The following is a 20,861-nucleotide window of genomic DNA, read 5'->3' on the forward strand; positions in this document are numbered from 1 at the left end:
AGAGGTGTAGGGCCCACAGAACGATTGTCGACACACGGATAATTGCACCGCCGAGTTTCTTGCAGCCGAAAGACGCGAGTTGAATTTGCGTTTGCTTGGGCTTCATCGATCGCGCGCTTGAAATCCACCACGCAAATTCATCGATAACGAATCGGGGGAAGGACCGGAGCAATTGGGACCCGCCCTGTCACCGTCAGGACACACAGTCGAGTGTTGTGTCCCTCAATCGCGCAGAGAAGACCTATACGCGACGGCGCTGCAGCAGGTGCGCGGCCATCATCGCCTGCCCCGACATCGTTGCGGACCCCGTGCAATGACATCACGGCGGTACGGCAGGCCGCCTGGTCCGGCCTGTCGGATATGTTGAGCTCGCCGGCGGTGGGTATTTGCTGCCGATTCCTGGGAGTGTAGATCACCAGAACGCTTCCCAGACAGCCGGAAGTTCAGGTAGAAGAGCAACGCCGACACCAGCTGCAATTTGTGAGAATAGTCCGGCTGTGGCGGGCGGCTCCGACAGCCGCTGATACTGGCGCTCAGAGCCAGTATCGCTGGCCCCGAGGACCGGATCGACTGGCTCTTGAACGTCCGAGTACTTACGCGTGTCCCAGTGACAACAGTGAAGTCACCACAGCGAGAGGGAGCTGACCATCTGCGTACAGAGACCGGCATGAAGCCCGAAACTCGACGAGGAGACTCTGCTTGCCGCGATTGGCACTGACGTCCTCATAGGAGGCAGACATGTAGTTTCACGTGAAACCGACACCGCGGCGGAGATCGGACAGCCTGAATCAGGAAGTGACATAGGGGGCAACAACTTTCTCAAGCCAACCACATCGCGATCAGGCAGCAATAGCGAAAGATTGCCGCTCTCGAGAGTTCCCAAACCCGAGCCCACAGCGGCCCAATTTTGGCACAGCACTGTGTACGGTGCCGTTCACTCACCGTCATTCCTCCACGCCATACATGTAGAAGCGTTGACACTCACAACACGCTCTTGTTTCACGTGAAACCACCCCGACAGTTCCTCGACTCCGAAGCCGCGAGGTGAAAGATGGATTTCACAGCTAAACCCAGTGGACACGTTCGCTGAGCTCTGCGCGATCACTTTCGGTAAGAATTGCACACCTCCTGTACGAACCACAGGAGACGCATAGATTGCTACATCATCAGAAGCATTCGCAGACACTCAACCAGAAGGCCGGAGCTGAGCAGCAATAAGGCGGGTGAGAGAGCCCGTGGGCTCTCTCACCCGCCTGAAAAATTTGGGTCGTGAACATACTACTCGGCCGGCGACTCCACCCCGAGCAGACTGAGGATGCGATTGAGATCGTCTTGGTTCGCAAACTCTACGCTCAATTTCCCCTTCTTCTTTCCCACGGTGATGTTCACCTTCGTCTCCAAACGATCGCCGAGACGATCTGCAACCTCAATGAACTGAGGCGCCACCCGGGGCGTTGCACGTGAAACATTCATGGAGTCGCCACGATTCAACAGAACCACGGCTTCTTCAGACGCTCGCACAGACAAGCCCTCGGCGACGATGCGCTGAGCAAGGACTTCCATGTGTTCCGGTTCGCGAAGACCAAGAATCGCTCGAGCGTGTCCAGCCGAAATAACCCCGGCCGCTACTCGGCGCTGGACCAGAGGCGGCAAGCGAAGCAAGCGCAGTGTGTTAGAGATCTGCGGTCGAGATCGGCCGATACGTTCGGACAGTTCTTCCTGCGTACATCCGAAGTCCTCCAGCAGCTGGCCATACGCCGCCGCTTCCTCAAGTGGGTTCAGTTCAGCACGATGCAAGTTCTCGAGAAGCGCGTCCCGCAGCAGGTCAGTGTCATCGACATATCTGATGATCGCAGGAATCGTTGAAAGACCGGCGTCCTTTGTCGCCCGAAGACGACGCTCACCCATAATGAGTTCGAAGCGTTCTCGATCGCTGGGCTTCTGTCGGACGACAACTGGCTGCAGTACGCCGATCTCACGGATGCTGTGAACGAGCTCGCTGAGCTGATCTTCATCAAAGAAGGTGCGTGGCTGTCGAGGATTAGCGTCGATGCGATCAACATCGATCTCGCCGAATTCGGTATCGGGGATCGAATCCACTCCGGCGACCTCAGAATCAGCACCGGGAGCCGTACCATCAGCTTCCCCGCCTTCAGCTGAGCCTGCAGACCGATTCGAAGAGTCGGAATCCGCATTGACTACATCCGTAGTAGATTCAGTCTGCGAGCTTCCGGCGTTCCTTGCCTCATCGAATATTTGATTGCCCGACCTGTAGACCCCGGGATGAGTCTCAGACACATCGTCCGACTGGGATGGGACTTCATCCGTGCGTTCGTCGGTCAGATCAGTCGAACTCGCTTCCACCACCGGTTCAGAGGCTTCCACGACCGGCGCGTCTGATGCTGCATGGTTCTGAGGGTCCGGCTCCGGTGTACCAACGTCCGGCGTAGAACTCGGCACAGAATCAGAAGGCGAAGGACCGGCCGTTTCAGTGGGCTTCCTCGCTGGACTCGAGCTCGCCGAACCGCCCTCCGTGCGCGTGGCCGACGAGCTTTCAGCCGATGTCGTTGATCCGGCCGATGTCGAACTGGGTGTCTTCGCACCGGTCGCCTTCGTCGCAGAGGAATCAGTCCCCGTAGATTTGGACGAGGTCGATTTGGACGGAGTCGACGTCGAGCCGACTGGCTTCGCCTCTGCGGAATTGGCTCCGGAAGGGGCCTTCTTTGCCGCGGCTTGAGAACTGCCGGGCTTGGACGAAGATGAGCTGGATGTACTCTTCGCGGGAGCAACCTTCGCAGAGGAGGTCTTCGCAGGCACGCCTTGCGCAGACGCGCTCTTCTTGGAAGCGGTCTTCGCGGGAGCTGCATTCGCGGTCGCACTCTTCGATGGAGCAGACTCCGAGTCACTTTCGGCCTTCGGGGACGACTTCGTGGACGTCTTTGCCGACGATGACCCAGCTGTGGTTCCGGACTTGGGCTTTCGCCGGCGAGACGACTGCATAGACGCTGCAGGATCCGTGCGAGCGGCACGGGGTGCCTTCGCCTCTTCTGTACCCTGGTTGGCCTCTTCAGCTTCACCACCGGAGAAGAATACGTCCACCGGACGATCGCTCTCCGCCGCATCCGGGATCAAAGCGCCAAGCCCACGGCCCAAACCACGCTTCCTGCGTTCAGCCACGATCTACTCCTCGTTGTGCTATTTCTTCGGCGGCTTCCCGATAGGACAAAGCGCCACTGGAATGGGGGTCGTATGAAATGACTGTCTGTCCGAAACTCGGAGCTTCAGAAATGCGCACGGAGCGTGGAATCGAGGATGACAGGACCTGCTCGGGGAAATGGGTGCGAACGTCATCTGCGACCTGAGCACTGAGGTTGGTCCGACCGTCGTACATGGTGAGCAGAATTGTGCTGATCGCCAATTTGGGGTTGAGATGCTTCTGGATGAGCTGAATGTTCTTGAGCAGTTGGCTCAAGCCCTCGAGAGCATAGTATTCACACTGAATCGGTATGAGGACTTCCCGCGCCGCAACGAAAGCGTTGACCGTCAGCAGACCCAGGCTCGGAGGGCAGTCCACGATAACGTAATCCACACGGTTACCCGCTGCGGCCTCTTCATCGAGATAGACACCCAGAGACCGCTGCAGACGCTGCTCCCGTGCGACAAGGGAGACCAGCTCGATCTCGGCTCCGGCCAGGTCGATCGTCGCAGGAACGCACTTGAGGGTCTCGAAGTCCGGGCATTGGGCAACTGCCTCGCGCATGGGAACATCGTCAATGATCACGTCATAGATGCTGGTGACTTCGGAATAGTGATCGATACCCAGCGCCGTGCTCGCGTTGCCCTGTGGATCAATGTCGATGAGCAGAACGTTGAGGTTCTGGTTCGCCAGCGCAGCGGCGATATTCACCGCAGTGGTCGTCTTCCCGACTCCGCCCTTCTGGTTGGCGATAGTGAAGACCCGAGTAGAGTCCGGTTGAGGAAAACTCGCCTGGGACAGTCGATCGGCGCGACGATTGTCGCGCGCGATTGCAGCACCTATGGGAGACGACTCGTCCATGATCGGCATTCGGCGCACTCCATCATCCATTGGTTTCACAAAGCTATACTCAGCCTAGACCAAATCTACTTCGTACTATTTCTTAGCTATCTCGACGACACGGCTGGGAACATCGAGGATTCCACCGTCGACGATGTGAATCTTCGGCTGGGTCAGGCGGTAGCGTTTCAACAGCTTCTTCGTCTTCGCCAATTCGGCCTCGACCGAAGCACCTTTGAGCGCGAGGATGCGTCCATCTGGTCCCATCACTTCATGAGTCCATTCGATGAGAGTCGTCATCGCTTTGACCGCACGCGCAGTCACAACGGTGAACATCTCCTCATCAACGAGTTCTTCGACCCGAGCGCGGACGATGCGCACATTGTCCAGACCCAGGTCGTCGACGACCATCTTCAGCCATTCGACCCTGCGCTCCATCGGTTCGATCAGCACGATCTGGGCTTGCGGACGAAGCAGGGCAATCGGAATCCCGGGCAGTCCGGCACCGCTGCCGACATCACCGACGACGTCACTGTCATCAATGAACTCGGCGACGACGGCACAGTTGAGGATGTGCCTGGTCCAGAGTCTGTCGATCTCACGAGGGCCGATCAGTCCCCATTCGATGCCGGTAGTTGCCAGATGCTGTGCATACTGCATCGCTGCTGGGTAGGCAGCTCCGAAGTACTCTTCGGTACCTGGTGGGGGAACTTCGAGAGCGGAGATGTCAGTCATGGGCCGGACGGACGAGCACATGCCGACCGTCACCCTCGCCTTCGGACTCCGAAACCAATCCGGCTTGAGCCACCTGATCGTGGATAATTTTGCGTTCGAAGCTGTTCATCGGCTTGAAAGCGAACTCATCGCCCGATTCCTTGACACCTTCGATCGCTCGCTGAGCCTTCTTGATGAGCTCATCGCGACGACTATTGCGGAAACCATCGATGTCGAGCATCAGCCACGATCGCTGCCCGGTGCTCGTCTGGACGGCCAGACGGCTGAGTTCCTGCAGGGCGCCGAGGGTCTTGCCATCTCGGCCCACCAGCGTGCGAAGGTTGGAATCTTCCTCGTCCTCGCAGACGACAGACAGTTGCGCACGGCCATCTCCGACGTCGATGTCGATGTCGCCATCGATATCAGCGAGATCCATCAGTTCTTCCAGGTAGTCTGCTGCGATCTCTCCCTCTTCTTCGAGGAGCTCTGCTCTCGTCGGCTTCGCAGTCTTCGTGTCACCGTTGTCCGCGACGCTCGCTTCGACACTCTGGTCGACGCCCGCTTCGACACCCTGGTCGACGTTCGCATCAACAGTCTCGTCGACGCTCGCATCGACATTCTCTTCAGTCATGGTTCTTCCTCAGCGCTTCTTGTTCTTCTTGCGGTTCTTGCTCACCGGCTGCTGCCGCTGACGGCTGTGGTTCGGGGCCTGCTCAACGGCAGTGTCCGTGCCACCTTTGACCTCAGGCTGCTGCGCGGTCTTGCCCTTGCGTGCCTTCCGCTCCAGCATCTCCTTCTCGGCTTTAGAACCGGGGGCCGGCATGTTGTGGATGACCACAGCCTGCTGGCACATCGTCCACGTGTTCGAGACCAGCCAGTAGAAGAGAACACCGAGCGGGAAGTAGATGCCGCCGATGCCGAACACAAGCGGCATCACGTAGAGGAGCATCTTCTGCGACTGCATCATCGGGTTCGCCATAGCGGACTCCGACATGTTCTTCGCCATCATCTGCTTCTGAGTGACGAACATCGTCGAGGCCATGATGACGATGAGCACACCGGTGAGGAGTTTGACGCCGAATCCATCCGACATGAAAGTCGCGGACAGCGAGATGCCGAAGACCGACGACTGCTCGGCCTGCTGAGCCAGGGTCTGAGTGAACCCGCCGATCGCGTCGATCTTTCCCGAGGCAACGTCGGGCATGTTGTGGATGACGCGGAAGAGCGAGAAGAAGATCGGCATCTGCACGAGGAGAGGCAGACACGAGGCCCAGGGGCTGGTCTTGTTGTCGCGGAACAGGCTCATCTGCTCTTCGGCCATGGCCTGACGCGAGTACTGATCCTTCTTGCCCTTGTACTTAGCCTGCAGGCGCTGAATCTGAGGCTGCAGCAGCTGCATCTTCCGCTGGGACTTGATCTGGTAGACGAACAGCGGAATCAGGATCGCACGGATCACGAGAGTCAGCCCCGCGATCGACAGCACCCAGGTCCAACCGTTGGCGGCCGGCAGACCGATCGCAGTGAAGATCTCGTGGAAGATCGCGAGGATCCAAGCAACTACCCACTGCAGCGGGTAGAGCAGCTTGTCCATCCATTCCATTCAGTACTCCTCGTTACAACGATTCTTCACGATCGTTCATTTTGCCATTGTTCGCAGGTCTTAGCGAGACAGGACCTTCGGTCCCGGTCTCGTGCTAGCCGGAGGCGTCAACCTCGCAGCTGTCCGTGGTGCACAGATGCGCTGAACATCTGCGGCACACACGCCGAATATTGTCAGCAGCCCTCGTCGTTGTGCATCGAAATTGAGCGGGCCTGGCGCGCTGAACCGGGAACATGGTCCACCCCACCATGGGAGAAGGGATTGCATCGCAGTATTCGCCACCCAGTTAACACCATTCCCTTGAGAACTCCGTGTATCTCGAAGGCCTCCAGACCGTACATCGAGCAGCTTGGATAGTACCGACAGACCTGCCCGTACATCGGAGACACCACAACTCGATAGGCTCTGATGAACCATACGAATGGCATGCGCGGTCCGATTCGGATCACCCACCAGGCTGTGGGCCAGAATCCCGCCGGTCTGCGGGGCACCTCCGATGGGTGCTTCAGATCATGTTCGGCGTCCACGGCTCTCGAGCTTCTTCTGCGCCTTGTCCATGAGCTTCGTGACTTCGGACTCGAGCTCTGCAAATTCTGCTTCGGCGGCTTGGGGCAATGCTCTGATCACGAACAGAGCGCCGGGCGCCAGACTGTCGAGTCGAACCCGCATGATCTCTCGGAGACGACGTTTCACTCGATTCCGAACAACGGCGTTTCCTACGGCCTTGGATACGATGAAACCCACGCGTGCAGCGTGGGAATCATCACTATCGATCAGGCTGTGTGCCATCAAATGGCCCGAGCGCACGCGGACGCCAGCTTTGAAGACTCGTCTGAAGTCGTCGCCGCTGCGGATCCGGTGAGCCGCGGTGATCACACTTATGCCGAAACTTCGGCACGTCCCTTGCGACGACGTGCGGCCAGGATCGAACGGCCGGCACGGGTGCGCATGCGCAGACGGAAGCCGTGCTTCTTGGCGCGCTTGCGGTTATTGGGCTGGAAAGTACGCTTACTCACTTCAAGTCTCCGATTTCTAGGTTGCGGTCGAACGACGGTGCGTTCTCACAAAAAACGGCGGTGAGGTTGTCGACCGCCGAGCACTCCTGTGCATAAGAGCCAAAAGATATTCAGGATAATCGGATGAAGCCCGGTACACAGGACACTCCATCTTAGCTAAGGTCAAAGTTGCAGGTCAAACTCGATGCCAATGTTTCACGTCACCGTTGCGGACTGTTCGCGGCAATTCATCCCCTGCACATCCGAGGTCGTCCACAAGTAACAAGCGTGTAGTTTTCCACATGGTTATCCACCCATGTGGAGGATTGCTGGGATGACTCGCCAGTTCTCCACAAACTGTGGAAAACTATGTGGAAGTCATACACAGGTGTGGACCGCACCATGAGGAAACTACGAAGACGGAGGAAGATTGACGGAGTCGAATTCCAAGAATGAGCTCATCAGCCAATGGCGGACGGTGGTCTCGACCCTGGATCAGGACGCCAGTCTGACCGCCCACCAGAAGGGCTTTCTCTCTCTCGCTGTGCCCAAGGCCCTTGTCGACAACGCACTGGTCCTTCTCGCCGTCCGCGATGAGCACACGCGCAGAACCATTGAGACACGTCTTCTCGGACCGTTGACCAAGGAGTTCTCCCATGTACTCGGTTTCGAGGTGACGTTCGGGTTCGTCGTCGATCCGGAGCTCGACGTACCGATCAGGTTCGAAGATCTCATCGGGGAACCCACACCAGGATCACCGATCGAGATCGATCCGGAGACGTCCACCTCGGCGATGGGATCCACAGGATCACCGGCCAATGCACCCGCACATGCCCCATCTCCTCAGCTGCAGACGCCACCTCCCTACGACCGCGCGCCCCACCCCCAGCCGCAGTCACCCAGATACGACGCCCCCGGGCCGGCACCCGATAACGGTGCACCTGTGGAAAGAACGACGCGAGAGATGAAGATCGCCGAGGCGACCGCCGCCCAGTCCACTCCACCGGTCGAGGTTCCCGGCGTCGCCCAGCTCAACCCGAAGTACACCTTCGACACCTTCGTCATCGGCGCATCCAACCGCTTCGCGCATGCGGCGGCCTTCGCCGTGGCCGAGGCGCCGGCCAAGGCTTACAACCCCCTGTTCATCTACGGCGATTCGGGTCTGGGCAAGACGCACCTCCTGCACGCGATCGGCTACTACGCGACGCAGCTGTTCCCCGAGATCCGAGTGAAATACGTCTCGAGCGAAGAGTTCGTCAACGACTTCATCAACACGATCGGCTCGTCGAAGACCTCGAACTCTCTGCGTCCGGCGTTCCAGCGCCGCTACCGCGAGGTCGACATCCTGATGATCGATGACATCCAGTTCCTGCAGGGCAAGGATGCGACGGTCGAAGAGTTCTTCCACACATTCAATGCTCTGCACAATGAGGTGAAACAGGTCGTCATCACCTCCGACCAGCCGCCGAAGAAGCTCAAGGGCTTCGAAGAACGGCTGCGCTCTCGGTTCGAATGGGGCCTCCTGACCGATGTGCAGCCTCCGGACATGGAGACGCGCTTCGCGATTCTGCGTCGCAAGGCAGCCGGCGAGCAGCTCGACGTTCCCAATGACGTCCTCGAATACATCGCATCGCGGATCTCGTCGAACATCCGTGAACTCGAGGGGGCACTGATTCGCGTGACCGCCTTCGCAAACCTCAATGATCAGCAGGTCGACGTCAGTCTGGCCGAGACCGTCCTCAAGGACTTCATCACCGAGGACGACACACCAGCCATCACCGCAGCCGACATCATGGGCCAGACCGCCGCCTACTTCAGTCTCACGCTCGATGATCTGTGCGGCACCTCCCGGTCTCGGACCCTGACCACCGCTCGTCAGATCGCCATGTATCTGTGCCGTGAGCTCACAGAGCTGTCGCTGCCGAAGATCGGTCAGGCCTTCGGCGGGCGCGACCACACCACAGTGATGCATGCGAACAAGAAGATTCGAACTCAGATGGCTGAGCGACGGGCGGTCTACACTCAGGTCACCGAATTAACAAACCGCATTAAACAGCAACATCGCCTATAGAACACGGTATACACATCTGTGGATAACCATGGGGACAAACCACGTATCCTGGGGATAGAATGGTGGATAACTCCACGAGGTGAGTGGACGGATGTGAACTACATGGATGTGCTTACCCAAGCGCCCACCGAAGGCTGCGTGAGCGTACACAGGGGATCCACACCCCTGGGGATCGCTCAAGCCTTGATTACTCGGGCGTAACCGATGGTTGTCCACATTCTCCACAGGTGCTAATACTTCTACTCCATGAATTGACGTTGTAAGAGGGTGACCGCCACCGACTGCATCGGCTCGGTCGGGAAGCTCTCGAGCACGAGCTCGACAGGAGCTCGGGACCCCGTCGCTTATTCGAACACAGCGTTACGGTCGATTCTCGAATGCGAGATCGCCGAAGTCTCGGTCGGCGCAGCGCAAGTGCTCGATCATGATGTTGGCTGTCCAATGCCGGGAAGCTGAGATTTCGGATAGGCTGTGTAAAGTTTTCCGAGCAACCTCACGCCAGTGTCTTGAGTACGTCGGGTGGCCACCCCGAAGGAGTAAAGTGAACGCCGAAACATCTCCCCTGAAGTTCAAAGTCAACCGCGACGTCCTTGCCGATGCAGTGACCTGGGCTACCAAGACTCTCCCCAGTCGTCCGTCCGCACCGGTTCTCACCGGCATCCTCATCACCGCCGAGGCTGGTGGGACCGTCCGTCTGTCCGTCTTCGACTACGAAGTCTCATCCCGAGTCGAAATCGCAGCCGATGTCGTCACTGCCGGCACTGTGCTGGTCTCCGGACGACTCCTCGCCGATATCTCCAAGGCGCTTCCGAATCAGGAAGTCACCCTTGAACAGATCGATTCGAAGGTCGACGTCACGTGCAGCTCGTCTCGCTTCTCGCTGATGACGATGCCGGTGGGAGAATACCCAGCCCTGCCTCAGGTCCCCGACGCTTCGGGAACCGTTGCCGCCGGCGAATTCCAGAACGCCGTCTCTCAGGTCACGATCGCAACGTCGAAGGATGACACACTGCCGATTCTGACCAGCGTGCGCGTCGAGATCGAAGGCGAGAAGGTCACCCTCCTGGCCACCGACCGCTATCGGCTCGCCGTTCGTGAGTTCACCTGGAACCCCGGCCGCCCCGACGTCTCCGCTGTCGCGCTTCTGCGCGGACGCACACTCTCCGATGTGTCCAAGTCACTCGGCGGCGATGTCACGGTCGGTCTGAGCAACGATGCGGGCAAGGATCTCATCTCCTTCACCTCGGCGGGACGGGTCACGACGTCACTGCTCGTCGAGGGCGAATACCCCAAGGTACGTTCTCTGTTCCCCGATTCCGTGCCGATCCACGCGATCGTCGAAACGGGCGTGCTGCGCGAAGCAGTCCGTCGTGTCTCCCTCGTCGCCGAACGAAACACTCCACTGCGGTTCGAGGTCAGCGATGGGATGCTCACCCTTCACGCCGGAACCGGTGACGATGCTCAAGCATCGGAGGCCGTCGAGGCTGTGCTGCAGGGCGAGTCGATCACCGTCGGCTTCAACCCGCACTACATCGCCGAAGGTCTGGCCGCAATCGAGAGCCCGTACGTGAACTTCTCGTTCACACAGCCGATGAAACCCGTCATCATCTCAGGACAGAAGGATCTGGAATCGTCGGCCGACGAGTCGTATCGATACTTGCTCATGCCAACACGTATCTGAATGTGGATATCCCGACTTTCACTGCGCAACTACCGGTCCTATCCTGAACTCGACCTCGAGTTCGAACCCGGAGTCACCACATTCGTGGCCGACAACGGGACGGGCAAGACCAATATCGTCGAAGCCATCGGGTATCTGGCCCATCAGCGCTCTCACCGGGTGGCCTTCGATGCTCCGCTGGTCAACGAGTCCTCGCAGACGGCCACCGTATCGGCTCTGGTCAACCGCGATCAGCGTCATGCCACAGTCGAAGTCTCGATCCAGTCGAAGGGCGCCAATCGGGCACGGGTCAACCGAACACCTGTGAAGATGAAAGAGATTCTGGGACTCGTCTCCTGCGTGGTCTTCGCGCCGGAGGATCTCAGCCTCGTCCGGGGCGAACCAGCGGAACGACGGTCCTGGATCGACACCTTGGTCGTGTCGCGCAATCCGCGCTACGCCTCGGTGATCACGGATTTCGAACGTGCGCTCAAGCAGCGCAATGCACTGCTGAAGCGCCTGCGCGAGGACCGCGACCCCGGCCTCGAGGCAACCTTGGACATCTGGAACATGGCCTACGCGGACTCCGCCTCAGAGCTGGTGTTCGGGCGGCGAAAGATCCTCGCCGACATCGTTGAACCGCTGCAGAACAACTTCGCCTATATCGCTGCCGATGCGCGGCTGGAACGGCAGGGAATCAAGGCTCGCTACGATTCGCGTATCGACTATTCGCAGGCCGAGTCCGCAGCCGAATGCAGAGAGCTCCTGCTGGCCGCCCTCGAACGAAGACGCACCACTGAGATCGAACGCGGTCTGACCCTGCACGGTCCCGGTCGCGACGATCTGGCGCTGACGATCGGCGATCATCCGGCGAAGGGCTACGCCTCACATGGCGAGACCTGGTCGCTGGCCCTGGCGATGCAGCTGGCGGGATGGGATCTGCTCAGTTCCGATGCCGGGTCTGCTGCCGAACAGCCGGTCCTCGTCCTCGACGACGTCTTCGCCGAACTCGACACCGGTCGTCGCAGCCGACTGGCATCGCGGATCACCGCAGCCGAGCAGGTATTCATCACCGCGGCCGTCGACGCAGACCTGCCCGAGGGGCTGGAGGGGCGAAAGATCGGGCAGGAGCGACTGCTTCCATGAGCGGCATCGAGAAGGACACCTCTACTCCGGTCGCGGCCCTCGAAGCCCTCGACCGCGTGCGTCGGATGGAGGCAACAGAGGCGAAGTTCGTCCGCAGCCGCCGACGGTCACGACTGCGTGGTGAAGCCGTCTACACCTCGGCGGGCAAGGACAAACGCGATCCCGCAGCGATCTCGTCGGCACTCGGAAAGCTCATCTCCGCTCGCGGCTGGTCCTCGTCGATCGACATCGGCAAGGTGCTGGGCCGGTGGCCCGAGCTGGTGGGAGAACAGGTGGCGATGCACTGCAAACCCGTCGACTTCTCTCCTCCACTGCTCATCATCGCCGCGGATTCGACGACCTGGGCGACACAGCTGCGGGTGCTCAAACCGACCATCCTGAGAGCGTTGGAGGCCGGGCTCGGTTCGCAGACGATCACGGAGATCGAGATCCGCGGACCGCGGGGCCGGACCTTCAAGAAGGGTCGGCGCAGCGTATCCGGCCGTGGACCACGCGACACCTTCGGCTGAGTCGGCAAGCTCACCCGAACGATGAGGGTCGGGCGGGGTTCAGCAGATGAATTCCTGAGTCTGCGCGGAGACAGAATGCGAAGAACGATAGAAGGCCTTAAACGGCGATAGCCGGTCCCTTTCGTGCCCGGGGGTACATCCGAGGCTTCGAAAATCCGGAAATGCACCTTAATGGGCCGCTTACGGGCATTTCTGGCGCTGGCGCGGTAGAATGGGAAGCTGTTAGCGCCCACTCTTACAAGGAGTCATATGACGACCGAGGATCTGCCCCATTACGATGCCGGGGATATTACGGTACTCGAGGGTCTCGAAGCAGTTCGCAAGCGACCTGGCATGTATATCGGTTCGACCTCGGAACGCGGTCTCCACCACCTGGTTCAGGAAATCGTCGACAACTCCGTCGACGAGGCGATGGCCGGGTACTGCGATCACATCGAGGTGACGATCCTCACCGACGGCGGCGTGAGAGTCGTCGATGACGGGCGCGGCATGCCGGTGGCGATGCACCCCACCGAAGGAAAGCCCACCGTCGAGGTGATCCTCACCATTCTGCACGCCGGAGGCAAGTTCGGCGGAGGCGGCTACGCCGTGGCCGGTGGCCTCCATGGTGTGGGTTCGACAGTCGTCAATGCGCTGTCCGAGCGTCTTCAGGTCGAGGTCCGCCGCGATGGCTACGTCTGGAACATGGACTTCGAACGTGGCGTACCCACCGGAGAGCTCAGACGTGGCGAAGAGACATCCGAGACCGGGACGATGGTGACCTTCTGGCCGGACTCGACGATCTTCGAGACCACGGACTTCTCCTATGAGTACCTGCGTGCGCGGTTCCAGCAGATGGCGTTCCTCAACAAGGGCATGAAGATCAGCCTCACCGACGAACGCCACGCCCAGATCGACGAGGACAACGTCCAGATCGACGAGGACGAAGAAGCAGAGGCGAAGCCGCGTGAGGCCACGTACTACTACGAACACGGTCTGCTCGACTACGTGCAGTACCTGAACTCGACGAAGAAGACCGATCTCGTCCACCCGGACGTCATCGTCTTCGAGGCCGAGGAAGCCGAAGAGACGCTCTCTCTCGAGATCGCCATGCAATGGACGACATCGTACAGCGAATCGGTCCACACCTACGCCAACGTCATCAACACCCATGAGGGCGGCACCCACGAAGAGGGCTTCCGCACGGCGCTGACCTCGCTGATCAACAACTACGCCCGCGAACAGAAGCTCCTGCGGGAAAAGGACGCCAACCTCACCGGCGATGACATCCGTGAAGGTCTGACCGCAGTCATCTCGGTCAAGCTCGGCGATCCCCAGTTCGAGGGCCAGACGAAGACGAAGCTGGGCAACTCGGAGGTCAAGGGCTTCGTCCAGCGGGTAGTCCGCGATGAACTCGGGCACTGGATGGAATCCAACCCGGCGCAGGCCAAGGACGTCGTCCGCAAGGGACTCCAGGCATCCCAGGCGAGACTGGCTGCGCGCAAGGCCCGCGAAGCCACCCGGCGCAAGGGACTGCTCGAGTCCTCGGGCATGCCCGGCAAGCTCAAGGACTGCCAGTCCAAAGACCCGACGATCTCCGAAGTATTCATCGTCGAGGGCGACTCCGCAGGCGGCTCCGCAACACAGGGGCGCAATCCGAATACCCAGGCGATCCTGCCGCTGCGCGGCAAGATCCTCAACGTGGAGAAGGCACGACTCGACCGGGCTCTGGGCAACAATGAGGTCCAGGCCATGATCACCGCCTTCGGCACCGGCATCGGCGAAGAGTTCGATCTCGACAAGCTCCGTTACCACAAGATCGTGCTCATGGCCGACGCCGACGTCGATGGTCAGCACATCACGACGCTGCTGCTGACGCTGATCTTCCGCTACATGAAGCCGCTCATCGAGCACGGCTACGTGTACCTGGCGACTCCTCCGCTGTATCGGCTCAAGTGGTCGAACTCTCCTCACGAGTTCGCCTACACCGAGAAGGAAAGCGATGGTCTCCTGGAAGCTGGTCGAGCGGCGGGCAAACGCCTGCCCAAGGACATGGCGATTCAGCGCTACAAGGGCTTGGGCGAGATGAACTATTCGGAGCTGTGGGAGACCACGATGGATCCCGACCATCGGCTGCTCAAGCAGGTGTCGCTCGACGATGCGATCGTCGCCGACGAGATTTTCACAGTCCTCATGGGCGATGACGTGGATTCGCGCCGACGCTTCATCCAAGAGAACGCGAAAGACGTTCGCTTCCTCGACATCTGATCCTCACCGTCGGTTCCCGGCCACCGCCGGGAGCCGACGGGCCTACAGACTCTCATGAACTCAATCACCGCCCTGCTGCGCGGGCCAAGACACAAGGGAAGAGCCCACATTGGCTGACGAAAACGACATCGGAACCGAAATCAACCGTATCGAACAGGTTGATCTCAATCTCGAGATGCAGAGGTCGTACCTCGATTATGCGATGAGCGTGATCGTCGGACGTGCCCTGCCCGACATCCGTGACGGGCTCAAGCCCGTCCACCGGCGTGTGCTGTACGCGATGTTCGACGGCGGCTACCGGCCGGACCGCAACTTCTCCAAGTGCTCACGCGTCGTCGGCGACGTCATGGGCCAGTATCACCCGCACGGTGATACGGCGATCTACGACGCCATGGTCCGCCTCGTGCAGCCGTGGACGATGCGCTACCCGCTCGTCGCTGGACAGGGCAACTTCGGCTCACAGGGTGATGACGGCGCTGCCGCCCCCCGTTACACCGAGTGCAAGATGGCTCCTCTGGCTATGGAGATGGTCAGGGACATCGACGAGGGGACCGTCGACTTCCAGGACAACTACGACGGTCGCAACCAGGAGCCGACGGTTCTTCCCTCGCGGTTCCCGAACCTGCTGGTCAACGGTTCCTCGGGTATCGCCGTGGGCATGGCCACGAACATCCCTCCGCACAACCTGCGCGAGGTTGCAACCGGCGCGCAGTGGCTGCTCTCCCACCCCGAATCCAGCAAAGAAGAGGCGCTGGAGGCGCTGCTCGGCATCGTCAAGGGTCCCGACTTCCCGATGGCTGCGACGGTCCTGGGCCGCAAGGGCATCGAGGACATGTACCGCACCGGTCGCGGCTCGATCACACAGCGTGCTGTCGTCGAGGTTGAGGAGATCCAGGGACGCACCTGCTTGGTCGTCACGGAGCTGCCGCATATGGTCAACCCCGACACCCTGGCCGCGAAGATCGCCTCCTACGTCAAGGACGGCAAGGTCGCCGGCATCGCCGACCTCCGTGACGAGTCTTCGGGACGCACCGGACAGCGTCTGGTCATCGTGCTCAAGCGTGATGCGGTGGCGAAGGTCGTGCTCAACAACCTTTACAAGCACACGTCACTGCAGGAGAACTTCTCTGCGAACATGCTGGCGATCGTCGACAGCGTGCCGCGCACCCTCAGCCTGGATTCCTTCCTGCGCCTGTGGGTCAAACACCAGATCGAAGTCATCGTCCGTCGCACCGAATTCCGTCTGCGCAAGGCCGAGGAGCGCGCGCATATCCTGCGCGGCTATCTCAAGGCACTCGATGCCCTCGACGAGGTCATTGCGCTGATCCGTCGTTCACCCTCGTCCGATGAGGCTCGTACCGGGCTGATGGAGCTCCTCGAAGTCGATGAGATTCAGGCCAATGCCATTCTCGATCTGCAGCTGCGCCGTCTGGCCGCCCTGGAACGCCTGAAGATCCAGGAAGAGGCCGACAAGATCGAACAGCAGATCGCCGAGTTCAAATACATCCTTGCGACTCCCTCTCGGCAGCGCGAGATCGTGTCCGAAGAACTCGAGGAGATCGTCGACCGCTACGGTGACGATCGCCGGACCAGGATCCTGGCCGGATTCGACGGCGATGTCTCGATGGAAGACCTGATTCCGGAGGAAGAGGTCGTCGTCACCATCACCCGCGGTGGATACGCAAAGCGCACCCAGAACCACCTGTATCGCGCTCAGCACCGTGGCGGAAAGGGCATCAAGGGCGCAAACCTGCGTGGAGACGACGTCGTCGAACAGTTCTTCGTCACCTCCACGCACAATTGGCTGCTGTTCTTCACGAACACCGGGCGCGTCTACCGGGCCAAGGCCTATGAGCTCCCCGAGGGGTCGCGAGATGCCAAGGGCCAGCACGTGGCGAATCTGCTTGCTCTGCAGCCGGGCGAGACGATCGCCAAGGTGCTCTCGATCCGAGACTACGAGGAAGCTGATTTCCTCATCCTGGCCACGCAGTCCGGCGTCGTGAAGAAGACCCGTCTGAGCGAGTACGACTCGAACCGCACGGGCGGCGTCATCGCGATCAACCTCCGTGAGTACAAGGGTCAGCCGGATGAGCTGGTGTCGGCGCGGATCGTCAGCGCCGATGATCATCTGCTCATGATCTCCCGCAAGGGAATGTCGATCCGGTTTGCTGCCGACGACGATTCGATTCGTCCGCTGGGTCGAGTCACCGGCGGCGTGAGCGGAATGAAGTTCAAGGACGATGACGAGCTGCTGACCATGGATGTCATCCAGCCGGACACCTTCGTCTTCGTCGTGACAGAGGGCGGCTATGCGAAGCGGACTCCGGTCGACGAATACCGCCTGCAGGGCCGTGGCGGCCTGGGAATCCGGGTTGCCAAGATCACGGAACAGCGCGGAGACTTGGTGGGCGGACTCATTGTCGACGAGGGAGAAGAAGTCCTCGTCGTCATGGAACGCGGTAAGATCGTACGGTCGAATATCGATGAGGTTCCGGCAAAGGGACGCAACACGATGGGTGTGGTGTTCGCGAAACCGGGCAAGAATGACCGTATTATCGCAGTAACGCGAGGACCCGCGACCGTGGTCGAAGAGCTAGACGAAGAAGCTGAGGAACCGGAGGGCGAGGACGCAGAGCCTCAAACCGGCGGCGAGGATGTGGAAGAGTGAGTGACGACAAACAGCCAGGCTCAGGCAAGGTCATACGCACGTCCAGTGGTTCCACCCGCTTGACGGCAGGATCGGCGAAGGACGCGGATCAGGCTGATGCGACCGGCTCCGGCGAGTCGAATGCCCCCAGCGAGTCGAATGCCCCCGGCGACTCGAAGAGCTCCGGCAACTCGGGCACAGCACCCGATAAGACCCGGGTGGTGACTCCTCCTGCTCCCAAGGCCTCACCGAAGCCCAACAGGGCTCCTTCGGCCGGGCAGCCTTCGGGCGGTTCGGCTGCGGCTGGACAGCCCTCTGCAGGGACCGCCTCCGGCGGCTCCGCTGCCTCGAGTCAGGCAACCGGATCGCAGAAGTCCACGTCGGGAAGCGGCCCGGCCACCTCGGCGATGGGAGCAACTGCCAACACCGTTCGCGCCAGCTCCGGCGGCGTGAAAATGGGCGTCAAGAACATGGTCGAAAGCGGCAAGGGCAACAAAAAGAAGAAGGGCCCGCGAACGGTTCGCCTCACCGTGTCAGCGGTGGATCCGTGGTCGGTCATGAAGATGTCGTTCCTCATGTCCGTGGCCATCGGCATCGCCACCATCGTGGCTTTCATCGTGCTCTGGGTCGTTCTCCAAGCAACAGGCGTGATGGGCGGTCTGGAAGATACGATGACTGAGCTCGCAGGAGCCGAATCGGCAGAGCAGATCATTGGAATCTTCGGATTCGGTCGGGTCGTTGCGGCCGGCTTCATCATCGCAGTCATCAACATCGTGCTGATGACGGCTCTGTCCACTCTGGCCGCGTTCATCTACAACATCGGCTCCCTCATCGCGGGTGGATTCCATCTGACCCTGACCGACGACTGAGACCGACAGCAGTCTGCATCGGCTCTCATCTGCTCCACAACGCGCCCACTGCCTGACGGCGACCCGGATGCCCTGACCGGGATTCCGGATCGTCGCCAGGCAGTTCACGGTCTGTTTTCGGCGTATGATGAGTTCATGTGAGGCGAGTCACTGTCAGCCGATTTGTGTTGGAATGACCCGTTGGGTATCGTTTTACCTCGGGTTCACCCCCTGAAAAGGGCCTATAGCTCAGGCGGTTAGAGCGCTTCGCTGATAACGAAGAGGTCCCTGGTTCAAGTCCAGGTAGGCCCACATCCTTTCGAGGAGGATCATGAAGAAATGGATTCTCAGCGGTCTCACACTTGTGGGACTCGGAGTTTTCTTCCGGTGGCGGCACAGCAATCAGAGTGCCCAAGCCGAATGGTCCGAACACACCGACACGGTGTGAGGGTGAGTCCCTTCTGGGGGTATGGCGCAATTGGTAGCGCATCTGCTTTGCAAGCAGAGGGTTAGGGGTTCGAGTCCCCTTACCTCCACCAGATGACGAAGGCTCCGGACCGAATCGGTTCGGAGCCTTCGTGCTGTAGCGGCTTCCCCCCTCTCCTCCCGTCGGTGGCAGCTGGGCGCATGTGGTCAGCGGCATCTGCTGCACGTGGTCAGGTCAACGAGAAGTTGGTTTTCCCCGAATTGTGGGGGCATCCATATATCTCACGGCGAGCGGAATAAGCTAACCTGAATTGCCGTTGACTGGATTGTCGACGAGTGCTTCCGCCCTACCCCGGCGGCTCATTCTCATCTCTGATCGGAGTATTTCCTTGTCCCGCGACAGCTCACAAGCCCACCCGCACGAGACATCTGATTCCGCAATCGACCCTGCCGGTATGCGGGTGATCTGGCTGTTGCTGGTGGCCGCCTTCGTCGCGATCCTCAACGAAACGACGATGGCCATCGCGATTCCGGAGCTCAACGCTTCGCTCGGAATTCCTCCGGAACTCGGGCAGTGGCTGACCAGCGCGTTCATGCTGACCATGGCCGTTGTCATTCCCACGACGGGATTCCTGCTGCAGCGTTTCACGACCCGTCAGATCTTCCTGGCCGCGATGATCCTGTTTTCGACCGGCACCCTGATCTGTCTCGTCGCTCCGGGCTTCACCGTCCTGCTTGTGGGACGCGTGGTCCAAGCCGCAGGCACTGGCATCATGATGCCGCTGCTGATGACGACGATGATGAATGTCGTCCCGCCGCATTCGCGCGGTCGGATGATGGGCCGGGTCGGCCTCGTCATCTCGCTGGCCCCTGCAATCGGTCCGACGATGTCAGGCATTGTGCTCGACTCGCTCGGGTGGCGTTGGCTCTTCGCCATCGTCCTGCCGATCGCGCTCGTCGCCCTCGGGCTGGGTGCGAAGTGGATGACCAACCTGGGTGAGAGCACCCATGCGCCCATCGACGTGGTCTCCGTCGTGCTCTCTGTCTTCGCATTCGGCGGAATCGTGTTCGGCCTGAGCCAGTTCGGCGGCGGTCAGGGGGGCGATGGTGGAGGTGCCTCCACCACCTCCGCGTGGACTGCCATCGTTGCCGGTCTCGTGTTCCTGGCCCTGTTCGCATGGCGTCAGCTGACGCTGCAGAAGGAGGACCGGGCGCTGCTGGACCTGCGTGTCTTCTCCGCAAAGAACTACGTCATCGCGGTCGTCATCATGGCCGTCGTCTCGCTGGCCATGTTCGGCACCTTCTCCCTGCTTCCGCTGTACCTGCAGAACGTCGCCGGCCTCAACGCCACCCAGTCGGGCCTCGTCCTCCTGCCGGGATCCATTCTCATGGGCGTTCTCGCTCCGATCATGGGACGCATCTACGACGCGCGTGGTCCCAGGACCCTGCTGATCCCGGGCTCGGTCATGATCGCTGCGTCGATGTTCTCCTACTCCATGGTCGGGGTGGGGACGCCCACCTGGGTGCTCGTCGTCATCCAGACCGTGATGTCGCTGGGACTGGCGGCGTCGTTCACACCCCTGTTCTCCGCCTCACTGGGGTCGCTGGAGCCGAAACTTTACTCGCACGGATCCGCGGCGCTCAACACCATGCAGCAGGTGGCAGGAGCCGCAGGAACCGCGCTTCTCATCTCCATCTACTCCTCCGCCCTTCACTCCGGTGAGGCGGCAGGACGTTCGGTGGCGGAATCCGGTGCACCCGGTGCTCATAACGCGTTCCTGTTGGCCGCAATCATCGCTCTGGTGCCCGTGGTTCTGTCGTTCTTCATCAAGAAGCCCGAAGACCAGGAAGAGACCCCCAGCGAGGCGGCCCCTCTGGTTCCGGAGACACCTGCCACGTGATCTCTGAATGAGCTAGCCACGGTTCCCGCCACTTGCGCGCCTGCCCACCTGCAGGCGTGGC

The 20,861-nt window shown here is 60.3% G+C and carries 17 protein-coding genes and 2 tRNA genes; 11 read left to right on the plus strand and 8 right to left on the minus strand.

The genetic code is table 11. The annotated features are described in order from the left end of the window. Positions 1-1,278 precede the first annotated feature (1,278 nt). Positions 1,279-2,100 carry a ParB/RepB/Spo0J family partition protein gene (locus L0G76_RS02955; protein ID WP_487246980.1) on the minus strand — a complete coding sequence of 274 codons (822 nt, stop codon included), beginning with the start codon at positions 2,098-2,100 and terminating at the stop codon, positions 1,279-1,281. Positions 2,101-2,491: 391 nt separating this feature from the next. On the opposite strand from L0G76_RS02955, the gene L0G76_RS02960 reads away from it, so the two are divergent. Further along, complete coding sequence (locus L0G76_RS02960) at positions 2,492-2,737, plus strand: hypothetical protein (protein ID WP_304355848.1); 246 nt, start codon at positions 2,492-2,494, stop codon at positions 2,735-2,737. A gap of 432 nt (positions 2,738-3,169) precedes the next feature. On the opposite strand, the gene L0G76_RS02965 is transcribed toward L0G76_RS02960, so the two are convergent. The 7 genes from L0G76_RS02965 to rpmH all read right to left on the minus strand — a co-directional run bounded on the left by L0G76_RS02965 (position 3,170) and on the right by rpmH (position 7,366). After that, entirely contained in the window at positions 3,170-4,066 is an 897-nt protein-coding gene (locus tag L0G76_RS02965) for a ParA family protein (protein WP_304355849.1), read from the minus strand. A 66-nt stretch (positions 4,067-4,132) separates the two neighbouring features. Continuing rightward, on the minus strand, positions 4,133-4,771 hold the full coding sequence (gene rsmG, locus L0G76_RS02970; protein ID WP_304355850.1) for a 16S rRNA (guanine(527)-N(7))-methyltransferase RsmG: 639 nt from the start codon (positions 4,769-4,771) through the stop codon (positions 4,133-4,135). Then, the gene (locus L0G76_RS02975; RefSeq protein WP_304355851.1) at positions 4,764-5,381 is read right to left on the minus strand and encodes a Jag family protein; all 618 of its coding nucleotides are present in this window, start codon (positions 5,379-5,381) and stop codon (positions 4,764-4,766) included. The genes rsmG and L0G76_RS02975 overlap by 8 nt, the downstream gene beginning before the upstream one ends. 9 nt (positions 5,382-5,390) lie before the next feature. Then, entirely contained in the window at positions 5,391-6,350 is a 960-nt protein-coding gene (gene yidC, locus L0G76_RS02980) for a membrane protein insertase YidC (RefSeq protein WP_304355852.1), read from the minus strand. A 173-nt stretch (positions 6,351-6,523) separates the two neighbouring features. Then, complete coding sequence (gene yidD, locus L0G76_RS02985; protein WP_304355853.1) at positions 6,524-6,778, minus strand: membrane protein insertion efficiency factor YidD; 255 nt, start codon at positions 6,776-6,778, stop codon at positions 6,524-6,526. An 82-nt stretch (positions 6,779-6,860) separates the two neighbouring features. Then, positions 6,861-7,226 (minus strand): ribonuclease P protein component, encoded by a 366-nt coding sequence (gene rnpA / locus L0G76_RS02990; RefSeq protein ID WP_304355854.1) that lies wholly within the window; start codon positions 7,224-7,226, stop codon positions 6,861-6,863. Between the two features lie 2 nt (positions 7,227-7,228). Continuing rightward, a complete protein-coding gene (gene rpmH / locus L0G76_RS02995; RefSeq protein ID WP_009882743.1) occupies positions 7,229-7,366 on the minus strand; it encodes a 50S ribosomal protein L34 in 138 nt (45 codons plus the stop codon). 457 nt (positions 7,367-7,823) lie between these two features. Here rpmH and dnaA point away from each other — a divergent pair, with 457 nt between their 5' ends. The 10 genes from dnaA (at position 7,824) to L0G76_RS03045 (ending at position 20,800) form a co-directional block, all read left to right on the plus strand. Then, positions 7,824-9,416, plus strand: coding sequence for a chromosomal replication initiator protein DnaA (gene dnaA, locus L0G76_RS03000; RefSeq protein ID WP_487246981.1), 1,593 nt, complete (start codon positions 7,824-7,826; stop codon positions 9,414-9,416). A 541-nt stretch (positions 9,417-9,957) separates the two neighbouring features. After that, positions 9,958-11,097: a DNA polymerase III subunit beta gene (gene dnaN / locus L0G76_RS03005; protein WP_304355856.1), complete on the plus strand. Its 1,140-nt coding sequence runs from the start codon at positions 9,958-9,960 to the stop codon at positions 11,095-11,097. After that, complete coding sequence (recF, locus tag L0G76_RS03010) at positions 11,098-12,222, plus strand: DNA replication/repair protein RecF (protein WP_304355857.1); 1,125 nt, start codon at positions 11,098-11,100, stop codon at positions 12,220-12,222. Beyond that, on the plus strand, positions 12,219-12,731 hold the full coding sequence (locus L0G76_RS03015; protein ID WP_092105137.1) for a DciA family protein: 513 nt from the start codon (positions 12,219-12,221) through the stop codon (positions 12,729-12,731). The genes recF and L0G76_RS03015 overlap by 4 nt, the downstream gene beginning before the upstream one ends. Before the next feature lie 249 nt (positions 12,732-12,980). Continuing rightward, entirely contained in the window at positions 12,981-14,978 is a 1,998-nt protein-coding gene (gyrB, locus tag L0G76_RS03020; protein WP_304355858.1) for a DNA topoisomerase (ATP-hydrolyzing) subunit B, read from the plus strand. Between the two features lie 109 nt (positions 14,979-15,087). Further along, on the plus strand, positions 15,088-17,646 hold the full coding sequence (gene gyrA / locus L0G76_RS03025) for a DNA gyrase subunit A (RefSeq protein ID WP_304355859.1): 2,559 nt from the start codon (positions 15,088-15,090) through the stop codon (positions 17,644-17,646). Further along, positions 17,643-18,494, plus strand: a complete 852-nt coding sequence (locus tag L0G76_RS03030; protein WP_304355860.1) for a DUF3566 domain-containing protein — start codon at positions 17,643-17,645, stop codon at positions 18,492-18,494. The genes gyrA and L0G76_RS03030 overlap by 4 nt, the downstream gene beginning before the upstream one ends. Before the next feature lie 217 nt (positions 18,495-18,711). After that, a tRNA-Ile gene (locus tag L0G76_RS03035) sits at positions 18,712-18,785 on the plus strand. Positions 18,786-18,936: 151 nt separating this feature from the next. Then, a tRNA-Ala gene (locus L0G76_RS03040) sits at positions 18,937-19,012 on the plus strand. A gap of 342 nt (positions 19,013-19,354) precedes the next feature. Continuing rightward, positions 19,355-20,800, plus strand: coding sequence for a DHA2 family efflux MFS transporter permease subunit (locus L0G76_RS03045; protein ID WP_304355861.1), 1,446 nt, complete (start codon positions 19,355-19,357; stop codon positions 20,798-20,800). The last annotated feature ends 61 nt before the right edge of the window (positions 20,801-20,861 follow it).

Origin of the sequence: Brevibacterium picturae (assembly GCF_030453725.1) — a bacterium.
In the GTDB taxonomy this organism is placed as follows: Bacteria; Actinomycetota; Actinomycetes; order Actinomycetales; family Brevibacteriaceae; genus Brevibacterium; species Brevibacterium sandarakinum_A.